This is a genomic window from Mycobacterium sp. NGS56, assembly GCF_059812425.1.
In genome coordinates, this window is the sequence record NZ_JCALCQ010000005.1 from 264,176 (window position 1) to 283,385 (window position 19,210).

The 19,210-nt window shown below is 67.5% G+C and carries 16 protein-coding genes; 8 read left to right on the plus strand and 8 right to left on the minus strand.

What is annotated here, in order from left to right; all coding sequences use genetic code 11:
• Positions 1–43 precede the first annotated feature (43 nt).
• A complete protein-coding gene (locus AC5Y4F_RS15970) occupies positions 44–1,744 on the minus strand; it encodes an acyl-CoA dehydrogenase family protein (RefSeq protein ID WP_499997563.1) in 1,701 nt (566 codons plus the stop codon).
• A gap of 124 nt (positions 1,745–1,868) precedes the next feature.
• Between AC5Y4F_RS15970 and AC5Y4F_RS15975 the strand changes: the two genes are divergently transcribed.
• Together AC5Y4F_RS15975 and AC5Y4F_RS15980 are read left to right on the plus strand one after the other, a co-directional pair.
• On the plus strand, positions 1,869–2,849 hold the full coding sequence (locus AC5Y4F_RS15975) for a phosphotriesterase family protein (RefSeq protein WP_067931710.1): 981 nt from the start codon (positions 1,869–1,871) through the stop codon (positions 2,847–2,849).
• Entirely contained in the window at positions 2,842–4,332 is a 1,491-nt protein-coding gene (locus AC5Y4F_RS15980) for an AMP-binding protein (protein ID WP_499997564.1), read from the plus strand. The genes AC5Y4F_RS15975 and AC5Y4F_RS15980 overlap by 8 nt, the downstream gene beginning before the upstream one ends.
• Here AC5Y4F_RS15980 and AC5Y4F_RS15985 read toward each other — a convergent pair.
• Positions 4,329–5,561, minus strand: coding sequence for an acyltransferase family protein (locus tag AC5Y4F_RS15985; protein ID WP_499997565.1), 1,233 nt, complete (start codon positions 5,559–5,561; stop codon positions 4,329–4,331). The genes AC5Y4F_RS15980 and AC5Y4F_RS15985 overlap by 4 nt on opposite strands.
• A gap of 121 nt (positions 5,562–5,682) precedes the next feature.
• On the opposite strand from AC5Y4F_RS15985, the gene pgfA reads away from it, so the two are divergent.
• Entirely contained in the window at positions 5,683–6,987 is a 1,305-nt protein-coding gene (gene pgfA / locus AC5Y4F_RS15990) for a cell envelope lipid trafficking protein PgfA (RefSeq protein WP_197520477.1), read from the plus strand.
• Between the two features lie 21 nt (positions 6,988–7,008).
• A complete protein-coding gene (locus AC5Y4F_RS15995) occupies positions 7,009–8,727 on the plus strand; it encodes an MmpA family trehalose lipid delivery protein (RefSeq protein WP_499997566.1) in 1,719 nt (572 codons plus the stop codon).
• Here AC5Y4F_RS15995 and AC5Y4F_RS16000 read toward each other — a convergent pair.
• On the minus strand, positions 8,707–9,873 hold the full coding sequence (locus AC5Y4F_RS16000) for a glycosyltransferase family 4 protein (protein ID WP_499997567.1): 1,167 nt from the start codon (positions 9,871–9,873) through the stop codon (positions 8,707–8,709). The genes AC5Y4F_RS15995 and AC5Y4F_RS16000 overlap by 21 nt on opposite strands.
• A gap of 143 nt (positions 9,874–10,016) precedes the next feature.
• Positions 10,017–11,246, minus strand: coding sequence for a TerC family protein (locus AC5Y4F_RS16005; RefSeq protein ID WP_499997568.1), 1,230 nt, complete (start codon positions 11,244–11,246; stop codon positions 10,017–10,019).
• 103 nt (positions 11,247–11,349) lie between these two features.
• Between AC5Y4F_RS16005 and AC5Y4F_RS16010 the strand changes: the two genes are divergently transcribed.
• The 4 genes from AC5Y4F_RS16010 to AC5Y4F_RS16025 all read left to right on the plus strand — a co-directional run bounded on the left by AC5Y4F_RS16010 (position 11,350) and on the right by AC5Y4F_RS16025 (position 14,808).
• Positions 11,350–12,123 carry a class I SAM-dependent methyltransferase gene (locus tag AC5Y4F_RS16010; RefSeq protein WP_156749943.1) on the plus strand — a complete coding sequence of 258 codons (774 nt, stop codon included), beginning with the start codon at positions 11,350–11,352 and terminating at the stop codon, positions 12,121–12,123.
• Positions 12,124–12,230: 107 nt separating this feature from the next.
• Positions 12,231–13,700, plus strand: coding sequence for an aldehyde dehydrogenase (locus AC5Y4F_RS16015; RefSeq protein WP_499997569.1), 1,470 nt, complete (start codon positions 12,231–12,233; stop codon positions 13,698–13,700).
• Positions 13,701–13,999: 299 nt separating this feature from the next.
• Positions 14,000–14,131: a hypothetical protein gene (locus AC5Y4F_RS16020; protein WP_255404998.1), complete on the plus strand. Its 132-nt coding sequence runs from the start codon at positions 14,000–14,002 to the stop codon at positions 14,129–14,131.
• Between the two features lie 23 nt (positions 14,132–14,154).
• Complete coding sequence (locus tag AC5Y4F_RS16025) at positions 14,155–14,808, plus strand: TetR/AcrR family transcriptional regulator (protein WP_231986290.1); 654 nt, start codon at positions 14,155–14,157, stop codon at positions 14,806–14,808.
• A 5-nt stretch (positions 14,809–14,813) separates the two neighbouring features.
• On the opposite strand, the gene AC5Y4F_RS16030 is transcribed toward AC5Y4F_RS16025, so the two are convergent.
• The 4 genes from AC5Y4F_RS16030 to AC5Y4F_RS16045 form a co-directional block, all read right to left on the minus strand.
• On the minus strand, positions 14,814–15,110 hold the full coding sequence (locus tag AC5Y4F_RS16030; protein ID WP_067931694.1) for a hypothetical protein: 297 nt from the start codon (positions 15,108–15,110) through the stop codon (positions 14,814–14,816).
• 20 nt (positions 15,111–15,130) lie between these two features.
• Positions 15,131–16,657, minus strand: a complete 1,527-nt coding sequence (locus AC5Y4F_RS16035; protein WP_067931692.1) for a class I adenylate-forming enzyme family protein — start codon at positions 16,655–16,657, stop codon at positions 15,131–15,133.
• Positions 16,658–16,862: 205 nt separating this feature from the next.
• Positions 16,863–17,654, minus strand: a complete 792-nt coding sequence (locus AC5Y4F_RS16040; protein ID WP_067931690.1) for a crotonase/enoyl-CoA hydratase family protein — start codon at positions 17,652–17,654, stop codon at positions 16,863–16,865.
• A 140-nt stretch (positions 17,655–17,794) separates the two neighbouring features.
• Entirely contained in the window at positions 17,795–19,204 is a 1,410-nt protein-coding gene (locus AC5Y4F_RS16045) for a WS/DGAT/MGAT family O-acyltransferase (RefSeq protein ID WP_499997570.1), read from the minus strand.
• Positions 19,205–19,210: the final 6 nt, after the last annotated feature.

A 19,210-nucleotide genomic window follows, 5' to 3' on the forward strand; every position in this document is an offset into this window, starting at 1 on the left:
CCGCGCCACGGCAGAACTGCCCCGGCGTTTCCCGCCAGGCGCCTCAGGGGCGCATCCGGTAGGCGCCGTTCAGCGGCAGGACGTGATCCTTCCAAATCTGGTCGTAGCGCGCGGGGTCGTGGACGGGGCGGCGGATCATCCGCAACGCAAAGCGCGCCTGTTCGTCCGTCGTCGCGGGCTTGTCGGACAGCTCCACCGCGTAGGCGTTGAAGTCGCGGACCAACACGGCGAAGATCTCGTCGATCAACCCCTCGTCGACGCCCGATAGCGCAGCCTCCTCCAGGATGAGCTGGGCGTAGGGAACCGTCGCGAACAGCTGACCGACGGCGAAGGCGAAGTCGATGTCCTTCTGCTGCGTGGCGTCCGGGGTGGCGCTGGCCAGCATGTCGGCGAGCACGTCGATCTGCGAGCGCAGCAGCGCGACGTTGGGCAGGTGTCCGAAGCCGTCGAAGGGCGCGCGCCAGTCGTGGAAGCGCACCTTGCCCAGGCCGCCGGTCGGCCCCTGCGCGAACAGGAAGGCGTCGTCGGCGTCGTCGTCGCGGCGGCCGATCAACGGCAGCCCGCTGTTGGGGGCGAACAGGAAGTTCGGCATGAACTTGGCGAGCAGCCCGATGTTGATGTGCACGGTGCCCTCCAGCCTTGGCAGCAGGCCGATTTCGCGCGTCATCGCCTCGAAGATGGTGTCCTTCTCGACGCCTTTGGCGGCGATGACGTCCCATAGCGCGGTGATGACGCGTTCGCCTTCGCTGGTGATCTTCGCCTTGGTGAGCGGGCTGTACAGCAGGTAGCGGCGGTCGGAGGCCGACGCGCTGCGCATGTAGTCGCAGGCCCGGGTGGCGACCAGCCGCATCGCGACCAGCCGCGCATAGGCATCGGTGAGCAGCCGCCGCACGTGGGTGAAGTCGGTGACGACCGTCCCGTACAGGATGCGGTTGGACGCGTGGGTGACCGCCTCGTACATCGCGTGCGTACACATGCCGACCGCTCCCCAACCGAGGTTGTACTTGCAGACGTTGACGGTGTTGAGGGCGGCGTGAAAGGCCTCGGCGCCGCGGTGCAGGATGTCGGCCTCGGTGACCGGGTAGTCGCGCAGCGCATAGTTGGCGACGAAGTTCTGGGAGTTCACCACGTTCTTGATCAGGTGGTAGCGATCATGCTGGGAGTCTGCGGCGAAAAACACGTATTCGTCGGTGCCGTCGAACTTGCCGAAGGTGGAGACCATCCGCGCCACGTTTGCGTTGCCGATGTAGTACTTTTCCCCGGCGGCCGTCCAGCCTCCGTCCGGCGAGGGTGTCAGGTTCATGTCAGTCTGGTAGACGTCCGCGCCGTGCGTCTGCTCCGACAGGCCGAAGGCGAAGACCTCGCCCGCCTCGAGCAACGCGGCGGCCTTGCGCTTGGCGTCGGAGTTGGCACTCATCCAGATCGGGCCCAGGCCCAAGGCGGTGACCTGGAAGGGGTACCAGTAGTTCAGCCCGTAGAAGCCGACGATCTCGGCGAACGCACTGATCCGGTAGGTATCCCAGCGGCAATCTCGTGACCCGTAGGCGCTGGGGGTCAGCAACGACGCGAAAATGCGCTCGCGACCGATATGGTCCAAAAACTCCGAGTACCACACCCGTTCGTGGTCATCGGACTTCAGCCGGGCCTTGCCCCGGGACTCGAAGAAGTCGACCGTGGCGGACATGATTTCCGCCGAGCGGTGGTCTGGGTACTGGCGTTGCAGGTGGTTCGGATTGAGCAACATGACGTGACTCCCAGCGGGCTCTCGACGAAGACGAGGGTGACGGTACTGCAATAGCGTGGCCGCCGGGGTCCCCGCAACAAAACGACCCTGTTGGTCACGTACCAGTCCACCTAGCATCAGTGGCGTGTCAGAACTCAATACCGCTCGCGGGCCCATCGATACCGCTGCATTAGGCGTGACCCTCATGCATGAGCACGTGTTCATCATGACCACCGAGATCGCGGAGAACTATCCCGAGGCGTGGGGTGACGAAGATCAGCGTGTCGCCGACGCCGTCAACCGGCTCAACGAGCTGAAGGCCCGCGGCGTGGACACCATCGTCGACCTCACGGTGATCGGCCTGGGCCGCTACATCCCGCGCATCGCCCGGGTCGCAGCGCAGACCGAACTCAATATCGTTGTGGCAACCGGGCTTTACACCTACAACGACGTCCCGATGTACTTCCACTACCTCGGCCCGGGCGGCGAACTCGGCGGCCCGGAGATCATGACCGACATGTTCGTCCGTGACATCGAGCAGGGCATCGCCGACACCGGCATCAAGGCCGGAATCCTCAAGTGCGCCACCGACACGCCGGGCGTCACCCCCGGTGTGGAGCGGGTGTTGCGCGCGGTCGCCCAGGCGCACAAGCGCACCGGAGTGCCGATCTCGACCCATACCCACGCCGGGCTGCGGCGCGGCCTCGAACAGCAGCGCATCTTCGAAGAAGAGGGCGTGGACCTGAGCCGAGTGATCATCGGGCATTCCGGCGACAGCACCGACATCGGTTATCTCGAGGAGCTCATCGCGGCCGGGTCCTACCTCGGGATGGACCGCTTCGGAATCGACGCGTTCCTGCCCTTCGAAGACCGGGTGAACACCGTGGCGCAGATGTGCGAGCGCGGCCACGCCGACAAGATGGTGCTGTCTCACGACGCTAACTGTTACTTCGACGCGCTGCCCGACGAGCTGGTGTCGCAGGTGATGCCGAACTGGCACTACCTGCATATCCACAACGACGTGATCCCGGCGCTCAAGGAGCGCGGCGTGACCGACGAACAGCTGCAGACCATGTTGGCGGAAAATCCGCGCCGTATCTTCGAGCGACAGGGCGCATATGAGTGAGCCGATCCCGCCGATCGGTACGCAGATTTCGGCGTTGGCCGAACTCGCTCCCGAAGAGCCGGCGGTCACCTGCGACGGAGTGACCCTGACCCGCGCCCAACTCGACCGTTCGACGAATCGACTGGCGCGTGCCTACGCCGAGCGTGGTGTGGGCGTCGGCGACTACGTCACGATGGTGCTGCCCAACTCGGTCGAATGGATCCAGGCCGCGGTGGCGTGCTGGAAACTGGGCGCGGTGCCGCAGCCGTTGTCCGCGCGGCTGCCCGACGCAGAGTTGGCGGGCCTGCTCGAGTTGCGACCGCCGGCCTTGCTGGTGGGCCGCGAACATCCCGAGTTTCCCAGTGTGTCAGCGGGTTTCGAACCCAATCCGACGTTGTCGGACGCCGCAGTGCCGGAGGCGGTGTCACCGGTGTGGAAGGCGATGGGATCCGGCGGCAGCACCGGTCGGCCCAAGCTGATCGAATCCGGCGGCGACAGCCGCATACCGCCGGCGATCGGCTATCCCCTGGGGGCCCAGGAGGGCGACACCACACTGATACCGGTACCGCTGTCGCACAACACCGGCTTCACCACCGCCACCATCGCGCTGCTGATGCGTCATCACCTGGTGCTGATGAGCCGCTTCGACCCCGAGCGGTTTCTCCGGCTGATCGCCGACCATCGGGTCAGCTTCCTGACGACGGTGCCGACGATCATGCAGCGGACGCTGCCGGTCTACCAGGCGGACCCGGACCACTACGACCTGTCCTCGATCCGGCGGTTCTGGCATTTGGGGGCGCCCTGTCCGCCCGCCATCAAGCAGGCATGGATCGACCTGCTGGGCGCGGAGAAAGTTTGGGAGCTCTACGGCGGCACGGAATTACAAGCGCTGACGTTTATCTCCGGCGACCAATGGCTGACGCACCGCGGTTCGGTCGGCGTGGTGGTCGCCGGAGAGATGAAGGTGCTCGACGACGACGGCAACCCCTGCCCGCCCGGCGTGGTCGGCGAGATCTACATGCGGCCCGGTCCGGGCAGCGCGCCCACCTATCGTTACGTCGGTGCCACGGCGAAAAGCCGCGACGGCTGGGACTCGCTGGGCGACCTCGGCTATTTCGATGCCGACGGCTTCCTGTACCTCTCGGACCGGCGCGTCGACATGTTCACCGTCGGCGGACGCAACGTCTATCCCGCCGAGATCGAGAATGCGTTGTCCGCGCACCCGGACGTGCTGTCCTGTCTGGTCGTCGGGGTCCCCGACCCGAACGCCGGTGACCTGGGGCAAGTACCCTACGCCCTGGTATACACGACCGATGGCTCGGCGCTGGATTCCGTTGGCGTGCAAGAATTCCTGCGCGAGCACCTGGCAGGGTACAAAGTGCCGCCCACCCCTGACTTCATCGAATTCGTCGACTCCCCCTTGCGTGACGACGCGGGCAAGGCCCGTCGGTCGGCGGTCCGCGCCCAGATCATGGAACGCTTGGCGCTCGCGGAGGCCGGCTAGGGCGCGATCGCGTCCGCCTCGAGGTCGACGGCCTGGGGCGTTTCGCCCGGCTTCTCGCGTTTCTCCCAGCGGCGCAACGCTTCTCGACACGGCGACTCGACCAGCGCGTAGCTGACCGCGGCGATCGCGAATCCGAAGATCAGCGTCAACGCCAACACCGCGGGCATGCGGCCGGTGAACGGGAATGTCCCGAGCACCGGGAACACCATGGCCAGCGCCGCCAAATGCCACACGAACAGCCCGTAGGACCAGCGCCCCAGGGTCACCATCGCGGTGGTGCCCAAGACACGATGCGGCGTGTCCATCCGGTCCAGCACCAGCGGGGCGACCAGCGCGAAGGCCACTACGGAGCCCATCGCGGTCTTCAGTGCGAATTGCGCCGGGGTGCCGGGCACCAAACCTTCGGGACCGGCCAACGGCGACGCCGCGATCAGGTAGGCGATGACCGCGACGGCGGCCATCACCGGCCGGCCCCCCTTTTTCTGCGCCAAGCGCACTGGCAATCCGATCCCACTGTGCACCCACTCGGCCAACAACATGCCCGCGGCGAACCACGAGAAGAACGCCGGCGGCCAGTTGAGCGGATTCGTGCCAGACCCGGAATGGATTGGCACCCAGCCCCACACCCAGCTCAGCGCCCCCAGCGCGGCGATCGCCGGCACCCGGGCCCGCGCCGGCAGCCTGCGGGCCAGCAGGGCGAGAACCGGCAATGCCAGGTAAAAACTGACCTCGACCGACAGGCTCCACATCTGGGTCAGCCCGCCGGTCAGCGTCAGCGGCACGTAAATCTGGGTGAGCGTCAGGTTGGCCAGCCACACCGTCGGGCTGGCGTGGTCGGCATCGGGCAACAGGCTCAGGATCACGATGACGGCGACCACGTAGGCGGGCATGATCCGGACCACCCTGGACCGCAGGTAGTGGCCGGTGGCCGGGCGGGGTCCTAAACCCCTTGCCGCCGCGGCATGTCCGCGCCACAGCAGAAAACCCGACAGCGCGAAGAACACCGCCACGGCAAGGTCGAAGCGGCCGAAGAGCCTGCCGATGGCGCCGCTGGAGTGCCCGGTCTGGAACGCGACGTGCGTGACGACGACACCCATGGCCGCGCAGGCGCGCATGCCTTCCACGGCGGGCAGGAAGCTGCGCACCCCGCCCACCCGCTGGTCATCGCTCACCACCACAGTTTGCCTGTGCCGCGTTGCCCGGCGAACGGGTACACCCGACGGACCCACCACCAGGTTCGTAAGCCGACGCCTTACTTTCTGCTGTTAGGGTCAGACGAGTTTGCCCCGGGCTGCTGCTCGGGTCGGGTCGCGGCTGATGAAGCAAGGAATCGAGGGAGGGCACAGCGACGTGAACCGAGCAGTCATGTTGCGGTTCGCCGCATGCGGGATCATCGGACTCGGAGCTGCCCTGCTGATCGCCGCGCTGCTACTGGCGACGTACACCACCAGCAGGATCACCAAAGTTCCCCTGGACATCGACGCCACGCTGGTCGGTGACGGCACCGGGACGGCACTCGACTCCGCGTCGTTGTCGACCGACCACGTCGTCGTCAACCAGAACGTGCCGCTCGTCTCCCAGCAGCAGATCAGCGTCGAATCGCCCGCCAACGCCGACGTGGTCACCCTCCAGGTCGGAAGTTCGTTGCGGCGCACCGACAAGCAGAAGGACAGTGGGCTGCTGCTCGCGATCGTCGACACCGTCACGCTCAATCGAAAGACCGCGCTGGCCGTCTCGGACGACACCCACACCGGGGGCTCGGTCCAGAAACCACGGGCCGTCAACGACGAGAACCCGCCCACCGCGATGCCGCTGAAACACGACGGGCTGTCCTACCGATTCCCCTTCAACACCGAGAAGAAGACCTATCCATACTTCGATCCGATCGCGCAGAAGGCGTTCGACGTCAACTACGAAACCGAGGAAGACGTCAACGGGCTTTCCACCTACAAGTTCACCCAGAACGTCGGCTACAACGCCGACGGCAAGCTGGTTGCCCCGGTGGCATACCCGTCGCTGCTAGCCGGCAACGAGGACGCCAAGCAGACCACGTCGGCGTCGATGTGGGGCGTCCAGGGCGGCGATCCGAACGAGCAGATCACCATGACCCGCTACTACGCGGCGCAGCGCACATTCTGGGTGGACCCGGTGTCGGGCACCATCGTCAAGCAGACCGAGCACGCCGACCACTATTTCGCCCGCGACCCGCTCAAGCCGGAGCTCACCCTTGCCGACTACAAGGTCGCCTCGAACGAAGACACCGTCGAATCCCAGGTCAACGCGGCCCGCGATGAGCGCGACCGGCTGGCGCTGTGGTCGCGGGTGCTGCCGATCACGTTCACCGCGGTCGGTTTGATCGCACTGATCGGTGGTGGGCTGCTGGCCTCGTTCAGCCTGCGCAGCGAGAGCGCTCTGACCGACCCGGGCCTGGACCGGGGCGACCAGGATTTCTTCGGGCGCAGCGGCCTGGAGGAACCGGTGCCCGGAGCCGAAGCCGAGACCGAGAAGCTGCCCACCCAGCGTCCCGAGGCCCCTCAGGAGTCCGGTCCGCCCGGGGTCGACCGTCCCGTCCCGCCCGGGTCGGCCGGCCCGGACGAACCGACCGAGGCGGGGCCGGCCGAACCCAATCCGCCCGGTCCGCACGACCGCGAATAGCCCAGCCCGGATGCGTTGACCGTGCGGTGGACCCGCCCCGGGTACGCACTGGTCTTGGCGCTGCTGGTGGTCGGGCCGCTCTTGGCGCCCGGCTACCTGCTGTTGCGTGACGCGGTTTCCACGCCGCGGTCCTATCTGTCCGATACCGCGCTGGGGCTGACGTCGGCGCCACGCGCCACCCCCCAGGATTTCGCGGTGGCGCTGGCCTCCCATCTGGTCGACGGCGGCGTCGTGGTGAAGAGCCTGCTGGTTCTCGGGCTGTGGCTTTCCGGGTGGGGCGCAGCCCGGCTGGTCGCGGTCGCGCTGCCATGCGCGGGCATTTCCGGCCAGTTCGTGGGTACCACCGTGGCGATCTGGAATCCCTATGTCGCAGAACGGCTGCTGCAGGGACATTGGAGCCTGTTGGTCGGTTACGGCTGCCTGCCGTGGGTGGCCGCAGCCATGCTGACACTGCGGACGACGGCGGCGAGCCGGTTGGTGTTCTGCGGGCTGGCCTTCTGGATCGCGCTGGCCGGGCTGACCCCGACCGGGCTGCTGCTCGCCGCGACGGTGGCGCTGGTCTGTGTGGCGGCGCCCGGTACCGGCCGGCCGCGCCGGTGGTGCGCCGCCGCGGCGCTCGGTGCCGCACTGGTGGCCGCGCTGCCATGGCTGACGGCGTCGGCGATGGGCTCGTCGCTAACCGCCCACACGGCGGCGAACCGGCTCGGGGTCGAGGCATTCGCGCCCCGCGCCGAGCCCGGGTTGGGCACCCTGGCCAGCCTGGCCAGCCTCGGCGGCATCTGGAACGGCGACGCCGTACCCGGTTCGCGCACCACGCTTTTCGCGGTGTTCTCGGCCGTGGTGCTGCTGGGTGTGGTGGTCGCGGGCCTGCCGACGGTCATCGGGCGCCCGGGGGCGGTGCCCGTGCTGGTGCTGGCGGCGGTGAGCGTGCTCGTCCCAGCGGCGCTGGCGACCGGCCCGGGCCTGCGGCTGCTGAGCACGGTGGTCGACGCCGTGCCCGCGTTCGGGGTGCTGCGTGACGGACAGAAGTGGGTGGCGCTGGCGGCGCCGGGCTACGCCCTGGCGGGTGCCGGCGCGGTGCTGACGCTGCGCCGGTGGCTACGGCTTTCCGGGACCGCCGCCCCTGCGCTGGTCTGTTGCCTGGCGCTGCTACTGGCGCTGCCCGACCTGGCCTGGGGGGTGTTCGGCAAGGTGACGCCGGTGCACTATCCGCGCGGTTGGACCGCGCTCGCCGCGGCGATCGACGCCCAACCGGACGCGGTCGCGACGCTGCCCGCCGGCACCATGCGGCTGTTCTCCTGGTCGGGTCCCGCACCGGTGTTGGACCCGCTGCCCCGGTGGGTGCGCGCCGACGTGCTCAGCACCGGTGACCTGGTGATCTCCGGCACCACCATTGCCGGGGAGGGCACGCAGGCGCGAGCGGTGCAGAGGCTCTTGCTCTCCGGGCCCGATCCGGCGGCACTGGCCGCGGCCGGGGTGGGCTGGCTGGTGGTGGAATCCGACAGCGCCGGCGACATGGGGGCGTCCGGCCGGACGCTGGCCGCGCTGTCCCCGGTCTATCGGGACCACGAGATTGCGCTCTACCGCATCGGCGGGCAGACCCCAGGGGTGTCGGCCGGGCGGCGGACGACGACGATGGCCGCGCATCTAGCGTGGCTGGCGCTGCTGATCGGCGGCGGCGCCGGCGCGGTGATGGGTGCGTGGCGGCGTCGCGCCGGCTCAGTCCCGCCCGGTGACTAGCCCGTTGACCTTGCGGCCGGCCTGCACCGCTTCCAGCACGCCGCACATCGCGTCCGCGCTTTGCGCCCAGGAGAATTCAGCGCAGCGAGTGTGCGCCTTGGCGCCGAGTTGATCGCGCAGCACCGGATCGGCGAGCAGTTCTTCAAGCCGATCCACCAGCTCGGCGTGGCTGTCCACCAGAATCCCGGTGACCTCGTCGACGATCGAGTCCGACAGGCCGCCCGAGGACCGGTAGCCGATGGTCGGCACCCGGTGCTGCGCCGCCTCGACGACGGCCAGACCCCAGCCCTCCTTGCGTGACGGCAACAGGTGCACCCAGGCCCCTTGCAGGACATGGTGTTTGGTCACGTCGTCGACATGCCCGTAAAACGTCACCGCCGAAGTGATGCCGAGCCGCCGCACGTGCTCGACGAGTCGCTCGCGCCACCAGCCGTCGCCGACGATGTCCAGGTGCAGGCCGGGGAGCCGCGGCAGCAGCCGCGCGACCGCCTCCAGGGCGTCCTCGATCTGCTTGTGCGGTACCAGCCGCGAGAGCACCACCACCCGCGGCGCCGCCGACCGTGGGCCCGTCAGCGATTGCGCAGGCGCTCGGTCCAGGCCGTTGCGCACCACCGCGATCTGCGAGCCGTTGACGCCGAGGGTGACCAGGTCACGCGCGGACGGCAGCGACACCGTGACGTACTGGTTGTGCCGGTTCACCCGCGGCGACAGCGTCGACTCGACGAACCAGCCGAGCCGGCCCAGCACCGGCCCGGCCACCGGCCACTGCTCGCGGTGACAGTGGTGCACCAACACCACCACCCGGCGGCCGTAGACCAGCCGGGCCAGAAAGGGCAAGCCGTTCTGGGTGTCGACGACCACGTCGGGCCGGACGTCGCGCAGCGATCCGACACCCAGCCGCGCCGAGGCCATCGCCAGCAACGCCCAGACGTACACCGAGTAGCGGCCACCGGCCCGGCTGATCCGCACGCCGTCGACGACCTCGCCGCGCGGCGCGCCGGGATAGCGGGCGGTACGTAGGGTCACAGCGATCCCCGATGCCGCCAGCTGGGCGCCGATCCGCTGCAAATAGGCTTCGCTGCCACCGCCCTGCGGGTGCCCGGTATCGCGCCAGCACAGCAGCAGGACCGAGCGCAGAGCAGACATCACCGGTCAGCCTAATGGGGAGGGGTCGGTGCGCCATGGCGAGGCGGCTGCGGCGCGCCTGCGCCTTCCGGGCCGCCACGAGTGGCCGAGCGCATCAAGCAGGGAGTCGAACACGAGAGCGCAACCCTGAACAGCGGCCATGGTCAGGAGGTCAGCCCCATCCTGGTGAACGGCTCGGCCTCGCCGCGGCCGACGGCTTCGTCGTGTTTGGCCGCGGCGCGGTCGAACAGGTTGATCAGGGCCGGCTCGTCGCGCACCAGTTGGCGGTACTTCGGACCGAGAGCGAGTATCTGGTCGCGCTCGCCCAGCAGCTTGCGGAAGATGCGCTCGCGTTCGTCGGGATCGTGGGTGTATTCGGAGTCGAGGTAGGCCGTCGCGTGCCGCCGCGCGCCGGCGATCGCAGTCCGCGCTTTGCCCATCGGGCTGAGCAACGACGCGACGACGGTGACGGAGAGGACACCGACGATCACGCCCAGCGACAGGTAAGTGCTGAACTCGACCAGGGTGACCGGCTCGCCGTCATTGATGAACGGGACGTTGTTCTCGTGCAGCGCATGCAATATGAGCTTGATGCCGATGAAACCGAGGATCGCCGCCAGGCCATACGAGAGGTAGACGAGTCGGTCCAGCAGGCCCTCGATGAGAAAGTACAGCTGCCGCAGTCCCAGCAGCGAGAACGCAGTCGCGGTGAAGACGATGTAGACACTCTGGGTGAGGCCGAAGATCGCGGGGATCGAGTCGAGTGCGAAAAACATGTCCGTGCCGCCGATGGCGACCATCACCAACAGCATGGGCGTCAACGCGCGCCGGCCGTCCACCGTTGTCAACAACTTGTCGCCGTCATAGTGCTCAGAGGTGTGGACGACCTGCTTCGCCACCCGGATGACGACGTTGTCGGCCCTGCGGGACTCCTCCGGGTCCTCGGGCCGCAGGATGCTGCCGGCCGCAATCAACAGGATCAACCCGAACAGGTAGAAAACCCACGCGAAAGTGTTGATCAGCGCGCCACCGAGAAAAATGAGGCCGGTGCGCGCGGTCAGGGAGAAGACGATGCCGAACAGCAGCACCTTCTGCTGATCCTCGCGCGGGACGCGGAAGCTGGCCATGATCATCAGGAACACGAAGAGGTTGTCGACCGACAACGCCTTTTCGGTGACGTACCCGGCGAAATATTCCGGTCCCTGCTCATGGCCGCCCCACACGAGCAGGCCCACGCCGAACAGCAGCGCGATGCCGATGTAGGCGGCCGACCAGACCGCCGCCTCCCGCACCGTCGGGACGTGCGCCCTGCGCACGTGAAAGAAGAAATCGAAGGACAACAGGCCGACGATGCCCAGGAGGGTCAGGGCCCACACCCAATTCGGGACGTCCATTCGCTGCCTGAGCCACCTTCGTCGGAGCCGCGTCGTCTGTGCTTCCGTACCCTGTTTGCCGCCACAGTATGTGCGCCGTCGGCCGTAGGGTTGGCCGGTGGCGGTGACCCCGGATTGCACGCGAGTTTTTGCTCGCCGGGCGACGCTGGCCCGCTCGGTGCGGCTGCTGTCGGAGTTTCGCTACGAGCAGGCGGATCCGGCCCGCTTCTATAACACCCTGGCGGCCGATACCGCTGCCATGGTGAGCGATCTGTGGCGGGCCACCCACGGCGAGCCGGCTTCCGGTCGCACGCTGCTCGATGTCGGCGGCGGGCCGGGCTACTTCGCGGCGGCCTTCACCGATGCCGGGCTGCGCTATGTGGGGGTCGAACCCGACCCCAGCGAGATGCATGCGGCCGGGCCCACCGTCGCCCGGGGGGCGGGAACCTTTGTGCGCGCCTCGGGCATGGCGCTGCCCTTCGCCGACGACTCCGTGGACATCTGCCTGTCCTCCAACGTCGCCGAGCACGTGCCGCGGCCCTGGCAGCTCGGCGGCGAGATGCTGCGGGTGACCAAGCCCGGTGGCCTGGCCGTGCTCTCCTACACCGTGTGGCTGGGCCCGTTCGGTGGGCACGAGATGGGCCTGACCCATTACCTCGGCGGGCCCCGCGCCGCCGCCCGCTACGCCCACAAGCACGGCCATCCAGCCAAAAACGACTACGGGTCGTCGTTGTTTGCGGTGTCGGCGGCCGAGGGGCTCAGCTGGGCCGAGAACACTGGGGCGATGGTGGCCGCTTTTCCCCGCTACCACCCACGATGGGCGTGGTGGCTGACGGGCGTGCCGATGCTGCGCGAGTTCCTGGTGAGCAATCTGGTGCTGGTCTTGCAACCCCAATAGTGAAACGTGTTCTCGTTTCGCGTCGGTTTGGGTAGGGTGGCGCCCAGGCCCGCCGACGACGACAAGCAGGGCAGTGCGATCTGGAAGGGTAGGAGGAGCGGCGGAATATGTCCGACACCAAGACCGAATACGACAAGCTTTTCATCGGCGGCAAGTGGACTGAGCCATCGACCGACGAGGTGATCGAGGTGCGCTGTCCGGCCACCGGCGAGTACGTCGGCAAGGTGCCGCTGGCGGCGGCCGCCGACGTCGACGCGGCGGTCGCCGCGGCCCGCGCCGCGTTCGACAACGGACCCTGGCCCACGACGCCGCCCAAGGAGCGCGCGGCCGTGATCGCCAACGCGCTCAAGCTGATGGAGGAGCGCAAGGACCTGTTCACCCAGCTGCTCGCGGCCGAGACCGGCCAGCCGCCGACCGGCGTCGAAACGATGCATTGGATGAGCTCGATCGGGGCGCTGAACTTCTTCGCCGGCCCCGCCGTCGACCAGGTCAAGTGGAAAGAGATCCGCACCGGCGGCTACGGCCAGAGCATTGTCCATCGCGAGCCCATCGGCGTGGTGGGCGCGATCGTCGCGTGGAATGTGCCCCTGTTTCTGGCCGTCAACAAGCTGGGGCCGGCGCTGCTGGCCGGCTGCACGGTCGTGCTCAAGCCGGCCGCGGAAACCCCGCTGAGCGCAAACGTTTTGGCCGAGGCCTTCGCCGAGGCGGGACTGCCCGAGGGCGTGCTGTCGGTGGTGCCCGGCGGGATCGAGACGGGGCAGGCGCTGACGTCCAACCCCGACGTCGACCTGTTCTCCTTCACCGGCAGCTCGGCCGTCGGCAAGGAGATCGGCCGGCGGGCCGCCGACATGCTCAAGCCCTGCACCCTGGAGCTCGGCGGCAAGTCCGCCGCCATCGTCCTCGATGACGTCGACTTGCCCTCCGCGATCCCGATGCTGGTGTTCTCCGGGATCATGAACACCGGACAGGCCTGCGTGGCCCAGACCCGCATACTGGCCCCACGCTCGCGCTACGACGAAATCGTGGACGCGGTAAGCGCTTTCGTGCAGGCGCTGCCGGTGGGCCTCCCGACGGACCCGGCGGCCCAGATCGGATCGCTGATCTCGGAGAAGCAGCGCGCCCGGGTCGAGGGCTACATCGCCAAGGGCATCGAGGAGGGCGCGCGGCTGGTGTGCGGCGGCGGCCGCCCCGAAGGCCTGGACAGCGGCTTCTTCGTGCAGCCCACGGTCTTCGCCGACGTCGACAACGAGATGACGATCGCCCAGGAAGAGATCTTCGGTCCAGTGCTGAGCATCATTGCTTACGACACCGAGGAGGACGCGATAAGAATCGCCAACGACTCGGTGTACGGCCTGGCCGGCAGCGTGTGGACCACCGACATCGACCGCGGCATCGCGGTCTCGGAGAAGATCCGCACCGGCACCTACGGCATCAACTGGTACGCGTTCGACCCCTGTTGCCCCTTCGGCGGCTACAAGAACTCCGGGATCGGCCGCGAGAACGGGCCAGAAGGCGTCGAGCACTTCACGCAGCAGAAGAGCGTGCTGATGCCGATGGGTCACACGATCGAGAGCTAGGCCTCGCGCGCGTCGACCGTGCACTCATGGCGAAATTTCTGCCGATTTTTCGCCGTGGGTGCACGTTCGGCGTTTTGCGGTTGGTGCCGGACGACGCGGGTTGGCCGACGGTCAGCTCGAGATTATGCAAAAAATCATAATTTGGACCGAATACGCGCCCGGGTCGGGCGTGCAGCCCAGGTCCACCCAGCGAATTTATGCGGCGTAGATCACACCTCGGCTGAGAAATAGATTAATTTACGGATGTCTTATATGGTTCATAGCATAATCAAGGGCCGCACACAGGCCGGGAGAACATCATGTGGATCATCGAGCTCAACGTCGCCGGCTATCAATTCACCCGCGAGATGCCGGACTTGCCGCGCCGCAAATTCCGCTTCGGCCCGCGTCATATGCACTGGCCGGCGGTGCGGCACTCGCACGCCGCATGACCCCAGCCATGACAGGTACACGCATGACCGCTGACGGTGCGGCCGCCTCGGAACAAGGCCCGGCAAAACGCGGTGGCACCCGGACGAAGATGCTGGCCAGCGCGGCCGAGGTGATGCGCGAACGCGGAGCCGCGGGAGTCACCATCGACGCCGTGCTCGCCCGCAGCGGCGCGCCACGCGGCTCGGTTTACTACCACTTTCCCGACGGGCGCAACCAGATCCTGATCGAGGCGCTGCGCTACTCCGGCGACTCCATTACGGCCATGATCGACGACGCCGCAGACCGGGGTGCGCGGGCGTTGTTGCAGGAGTTCGTCGGGTTCTGGGAGCGGCTCCTCACCGACGGCGGATTCACCGCCGGCTGTCCGGTCGTGGCGGCCGCGATCGGTTGTTCGGGCGACGACGGCCCCAAGCTGTCCACCGAGGCAGGCGCCATCTTGGGCCGCTGGTGCGCCGCGCTGACCCGAGCATTCGTCAACGACGGTTTTGACGATGCCGATGCCGCGTCGCTGGCCGTGATGTCGATCGCCGCGCTGGAGGGCGCGATCGTGCTCTCCCGCTCCACTCGCAATGCGGGCCCGCTACACCAGGTGGGTGAGCAGCTCGAATTCCTGATCAAGGCAAAGGAATTCGTGGCCCGGAACAAGATTCCGGGAAGGCAGGGCGCCGCGCGGTGACACGCTCAGTCGCTGGCCGGTAGCGGCTTGACCTCTTTGAGCTGCAGGGCAGTCTGCCCGATGCTCAGGCTCCCCGCGCCCGGCTTGGTCACCAGCACCTCGGCGCCGGTTTCGTCGACGTAGCGCTTACCCATCACCGTGCCCTCGGCGAAGGCCGGGTCCAGTTCGCCCGACCGCTCCCCCCCGACCGGCACCATCGGCACACCTCCGCACCGCAGGTCGTCCAGGCTGTCGGCACTTCTGACGACGATCACCTGCGTGTCACAAACCTGGCTGGCGAGACGAGTTCCGTTCTTGATCATTGATTTCCGTCCTTGATCGCTTACTGCTGGGCCGGTGCGGCGCGCAATCCGGTGAGGGCCTGGATGATCTCTCGCCGCAAGACTTTGCCGGTGGGGGTGGTGGGCAGCTCGTCGCGAAACACTACCTCGTCTGGGGTGCGCGATCCGCGCAAAGTCTTGCGGACGAAGTCGCGCAGTTCTTCGGGGTCGGGTTCGGTGCCCGCCGCCGGCACCACTACAGCGACGATCGCCTGGCCCCACTGTGGGTCCTCGACGCCGACCACGGCGACATCACGCACATGGGGGTGCTCGACCAGGACCTCTTCCAGTTCGGCGGGCGCGATGTTCTCGCCGCCGCGGATGATGGTGTCGTCGCTGCGCCCGCCGATGAACAGGTAGCCCTCGTCGTCGAGCATGGCGATGTCCTTGGTGGGGAACCAGCCGTCTTCGTCGAGCACCGAGCCGATACCGGTGTAGCGGCCCGAGACTTGCTCGCCCCGCACGAACAATTCGCCGGTCTCGCCCGGCGGTAGGACATTGCCGGCCTCGTCGCGGATCTGCAGTTCGATGCCGGCGACCGCTTGCCCCACCGAGCCCAACCGGCGGACGACATGGTGCGCCTGCGCCGCCTGCGCCGCGCGATGGTCGTCGGGTGTCAATACCGCGATCGTCGAGCTGGTCTCGGTAAGGCCGTAGGCGTTGACGAAGCCCACGTTGGGCAGCAGCCCGAGCGCACGACGTACCAGCGGCAGTCCGACTTTGGAGCCACCGTAGGCCAGGTTGCGCAGCGATGGCAGCTCGATGGGCGGCCCGTCGCCGTTTTCCAGCACGGTGACGATGCGGTCCAGCATGGTGGGCACCACCGTCGCGGTGGTCACGTTCTCGGCGTTGATCAGCCGAACCCATTCCTGCGCATCGAAATTGGGCAGGTATACCATCTTGCGGCCGGCATACAGATTCGACAGCGCGGCGCTGACCCCGGCGATGTGGTACGGCGGGACGCAGATCAGGGCGGCGTCGGAGTCCTCGGCCGCTCCGAATTCCACTGTCCCGGTGACGTAACTGGTCAGGTTGTTGTGTGAGAGTTCGACGGCCTTGGGCTGCGACGTGGTGCCGGAGGTGAACAGCACGATGGCGACGGAGTCCGGGTCGGGAAACGCGAGACTTTCACTGTCGGGTTCGGCGGTGCGCGCGGCCGCCAGGAAGTCGTCGGAGACCATCACCCGGTCTGCGGCGTTGCCGACGGCGTCGCGGTAGCGGCTGTCGACGATCACCAACGGCTCGGGTAGCCGCTCGATCAGCCCCTGGATGCCGTCCGCGGAGAGCCGATAATTGATCGGCGTAAAAGCAACCCCGGCGCGCGCCGCGGCGAAGATCAGCACCGGCAACATCGCGCCGCCGGTACCCACGTACGCGACGTGCTTGGCGTTCGACCCGGCGATCACGCATGCGCCACCGTCGGCCAGGTCGCTGAGCTGTTGCGTGGTCAGCCGCAGGTCGCCGGACACCACCGCGGTGCGCTCCGCGTTGCCCGACGCGGCCATCTCGAGCAGCAGCGAAATGCTCATCCTCGATCTTTCTCCGGTATCAACGCGTTACAAAGCTGGCCAAAAGTGTCATGTCCGCTTGTAGTTTAGATCATCCAACTATCGCGCGGCCCTCCCACCGGCGGCCCGCCGGTGCGCGGGCCGCCGTGCTGCCTCGGGCCCGGGGCACCCGCGCGCTCAGCAACCCGGCAAGCCTTGCGGCAGAAGAGGATCCGGCTACCAGATATCAAGTGCCCGTCCATTTGGGTGGGCGCTTCTCCGCGAACGCGATGGCGCCTTCCTTGGCGTCGTTGGACGTGAAGACCGGCAGTTGGATCTTCATCTGCTCGGCGAACATGGTGTCGCGGCTCCAGCCGCGCGATTCGACGATGATGCGTTTGGTCGCCGCCACCGCGAGCGGTCCGTTGGCAGTGATCTTCTCGGCCAGTGCGATGGCCGCCTCCAGCACTTTCCCCGGCTTTGCCAAGACGTTGACCAGACCCAGCGCATGCGCGCGCTCGGCCAACAGCTGGTCGCCGGTGAGCGCCAGCTCCATGGCGATCGCATACGGTATGCGCTCCGGCAGCCGTAATAGGCCCCCGCCGGCGGCGACCAGCCCACGCTTGACCTCCGGAATCCCGAAGACCGAGTCCGTACCCGCCACGATCAGGTCGGTGGCCAGCGCCAGCTCGCAACCGCCGGCCAGGGCGAATCCCTCGACGGCGGCGATGAGCGGCTTGGCCGGCGGCCGTTCGGTGAAGCCCATGCCGCGGCCCTCGACGACGACGTTCTCACCGCGGGCGAACGCCTTGAGATCCATGCCCGCGCAGAATGAGCCGCCCGCCCCGGTGACGATGCCCACCGAGAGATCGGAGTCGCCGTCGAGGCGATCCATCGCGTCCGCAAGTCCCCGGCTGACCGCAGCGTTGACCGCATTCTTGGCCTTGGGCCGGTTGATCGTGATGATGAGGATTCGATCCCGTTGTTCGACTAGAACTTCGGGTTCTTCGGTGCCGGCCTCTTGGTTTCCACTGCTCACGGTGCGGCAGCTCCTTACACGGATCGGTGGCTCTGAGATTGCTCCTGTCGGACCGATGGTAACGGTCGGCGGAAACGACGTTAACGTCCCGGAGAGATTCGGCTTACCGCCGGAGCCGAGCGGCTAGGAATCCGTGCCGATCACGCCGGCGCCATCGCGACCTCGATGACCGTCAGATCCTCGGAAAGCCCTGCGGCCCTGCGTATCTCGATGAAGTCGGCGACCATCGCCTCGGAAACCTCGTGCGGGTCCTCAAGCGTGGACCCGTCCGAGAGTACCGAGATGTTGAGCTGGTCGACATAACTCCACACGGTGATGTTCAGGCCGCTGCCTGCGGTCAACGGGCCCACCGAATAGATCTCGGTGACCAGCGCCCCGCCCACCCGGCCACGTTCCCGGGGGCCGGGGACGTTGGAGATGTTCAGGTTGAGGATCTTGTTGTGTCCGTCGCGTCCGGAGGCCCACCGGAAGAAGGCCTGGGTGGGCGCCGGTGGCATGTAGGCCGCCCACCTGCTGACCAGCTCCGGCCCCATCAGCTGGTTGCTTTCCTTGGCCGCGATGGCGTTTTCGTGGCAGCACCGCACCCGCTCCAGCGGGTCGTCGGAATCGGTCGGCAGGCCCACCAGCACGCCCGTGAAGCGGTTACCCGAGATCCGTTCGGGCGAGAAGTCGAAGCTCATCGGTACCGATGCCAGCAGCGGTTCGGCCTTGCCGTCGTAGCGCAGCAGCAGGGTGCGCAGGGCGCCGGTCGCCATGGCCAGCACCATGTCGTTGATCGTCGCCCCGAGCCGCTTGCCGGTCTCCTTGACGTCGGCCAGGGCCAGGGTGGCGGTCGCGAACCGTCGTTCCGGGGTGATCTTGTGGTTCATGAAAGTCGGCGGCGGCTCGAAGGGCCGCGTCAGTTCCGGGGAGAATTTGCGGGAGCTGCGGCGCACCCGGCCCAACCCCTGAGCGGTGTAGCGGATAGTGTGGGGCAGCGCTCCGATGTGGCGCATGTGGTCGGCGAATGCCGACGCCATGAGCTGCCGCGTGGTCGGTGCCGGGTCGCAGACGTACGGCCCGCCCTCAGGGCCAGGTTGCAGGTCCATGCCCCGCGCCAACAGGTTCGCCGACGCGACGCCGTCGGCCAGCGCGTGGTGGATTTTGCCGACGACCGCAATCCGGTTGTTGGCCAAGCCTTCCACGAAGTACATCTCCCACAACGGTCGGCTGCGATCGAGCGGGGTGCTGGCGATTTGCCCGATGGCCTCGTCCAGTTCGCGGCGGCCGCCGGGCGGCGACACCCGCCAGGGGCGGATGTGATAGTTCAGGTCGAGTTCGCAGTTCTCCCGCCACATCGGGTGGTGCAGGTGCAGCGGCACCTCGACGAGCTGGTAGCAGAACGGATCGAGCTTGTTCAGCCGCCCGGCGATGACTTCGCGAAACTCGTTGACGTCCAGCGACCGGCGGTCAGTGTCCAGCTCGATGACGGCGGCTTTGATGGTGTGCATGTGCACGTTCGGTGTTTCGCTGTAGAGCAGCACAGCGTCCCACCCGCTAAGCCTCTTCACGCTGCT

Bases quoted from the DNA above. Each gene is read 5' to 3' on its own strand.
- AC5Y4F_RS15970 (WP_499997563.1), bottom strand. From the start codon at position 1,744: ATGTTGCTCAATCCGAACCACCTGCAACGCCAGTACCCAGACCACCGC.
- AC5Y4F_RS15980 (WP_499997564.1), top strand. From the start codon at position 2,842: ATGAGTGAGCCGATCCCGCCGATCGGTACGCAGATTTCGGCGTTGGCC.
- AC5Y4F_RS16000 (WP_499997567.1), bottom strand. From the start codon at position 9,873: ATGTCTGCTCTGCGCTCGGTCCTGCTGCTGTGCTGGCGCGATACCGGG.
- AC5Y4F_RS16005 (WP_499997568.1), bottom strand. From the start codon at position 11,246: ATGGACGTCCCGAATTGGGTGTGGGCCCTGACCCTCCTGGGCATCGTC.
- AC5Y4F_RS16015 (WP_499997569.1), top strand. From the start codon at position 12,231: ATGTCCGACACCAAGACCGAATACGACAAGCTTTTCATCGGCGGCAAG.
- AC5Y4F_RS16020 (WP_255404998.1), top strand. From the start codon at position 14,000: ATGTGGATCATCGAGCTCAACGTCGCCGGCTATCAATTCACCCGCGAG.
- AC5Y4F_RS16025 (WP_231986290.1), top strand. From the start codon at position 14,155: ATGACCGCTGACGGTGCGGCCGCCTCGGAACAAGGCCCGGCAAAACGC.
- AC5Y4F_RS16030 (WP_067931694.1), bottom strand. From the start codon at position 15,110: ATGATCAAGAACGGAACTCGTCTCGCCAGCCAGGTTTGTGACACGCAG.
- AC5Y4F_RS16035 (WP_067931692.1), bottom strand. From the start codon at position 16,657: ATGAGCATTTCGCTGCTGCTCGAGATGGCCGCGTCGGGCAACGCGGAG.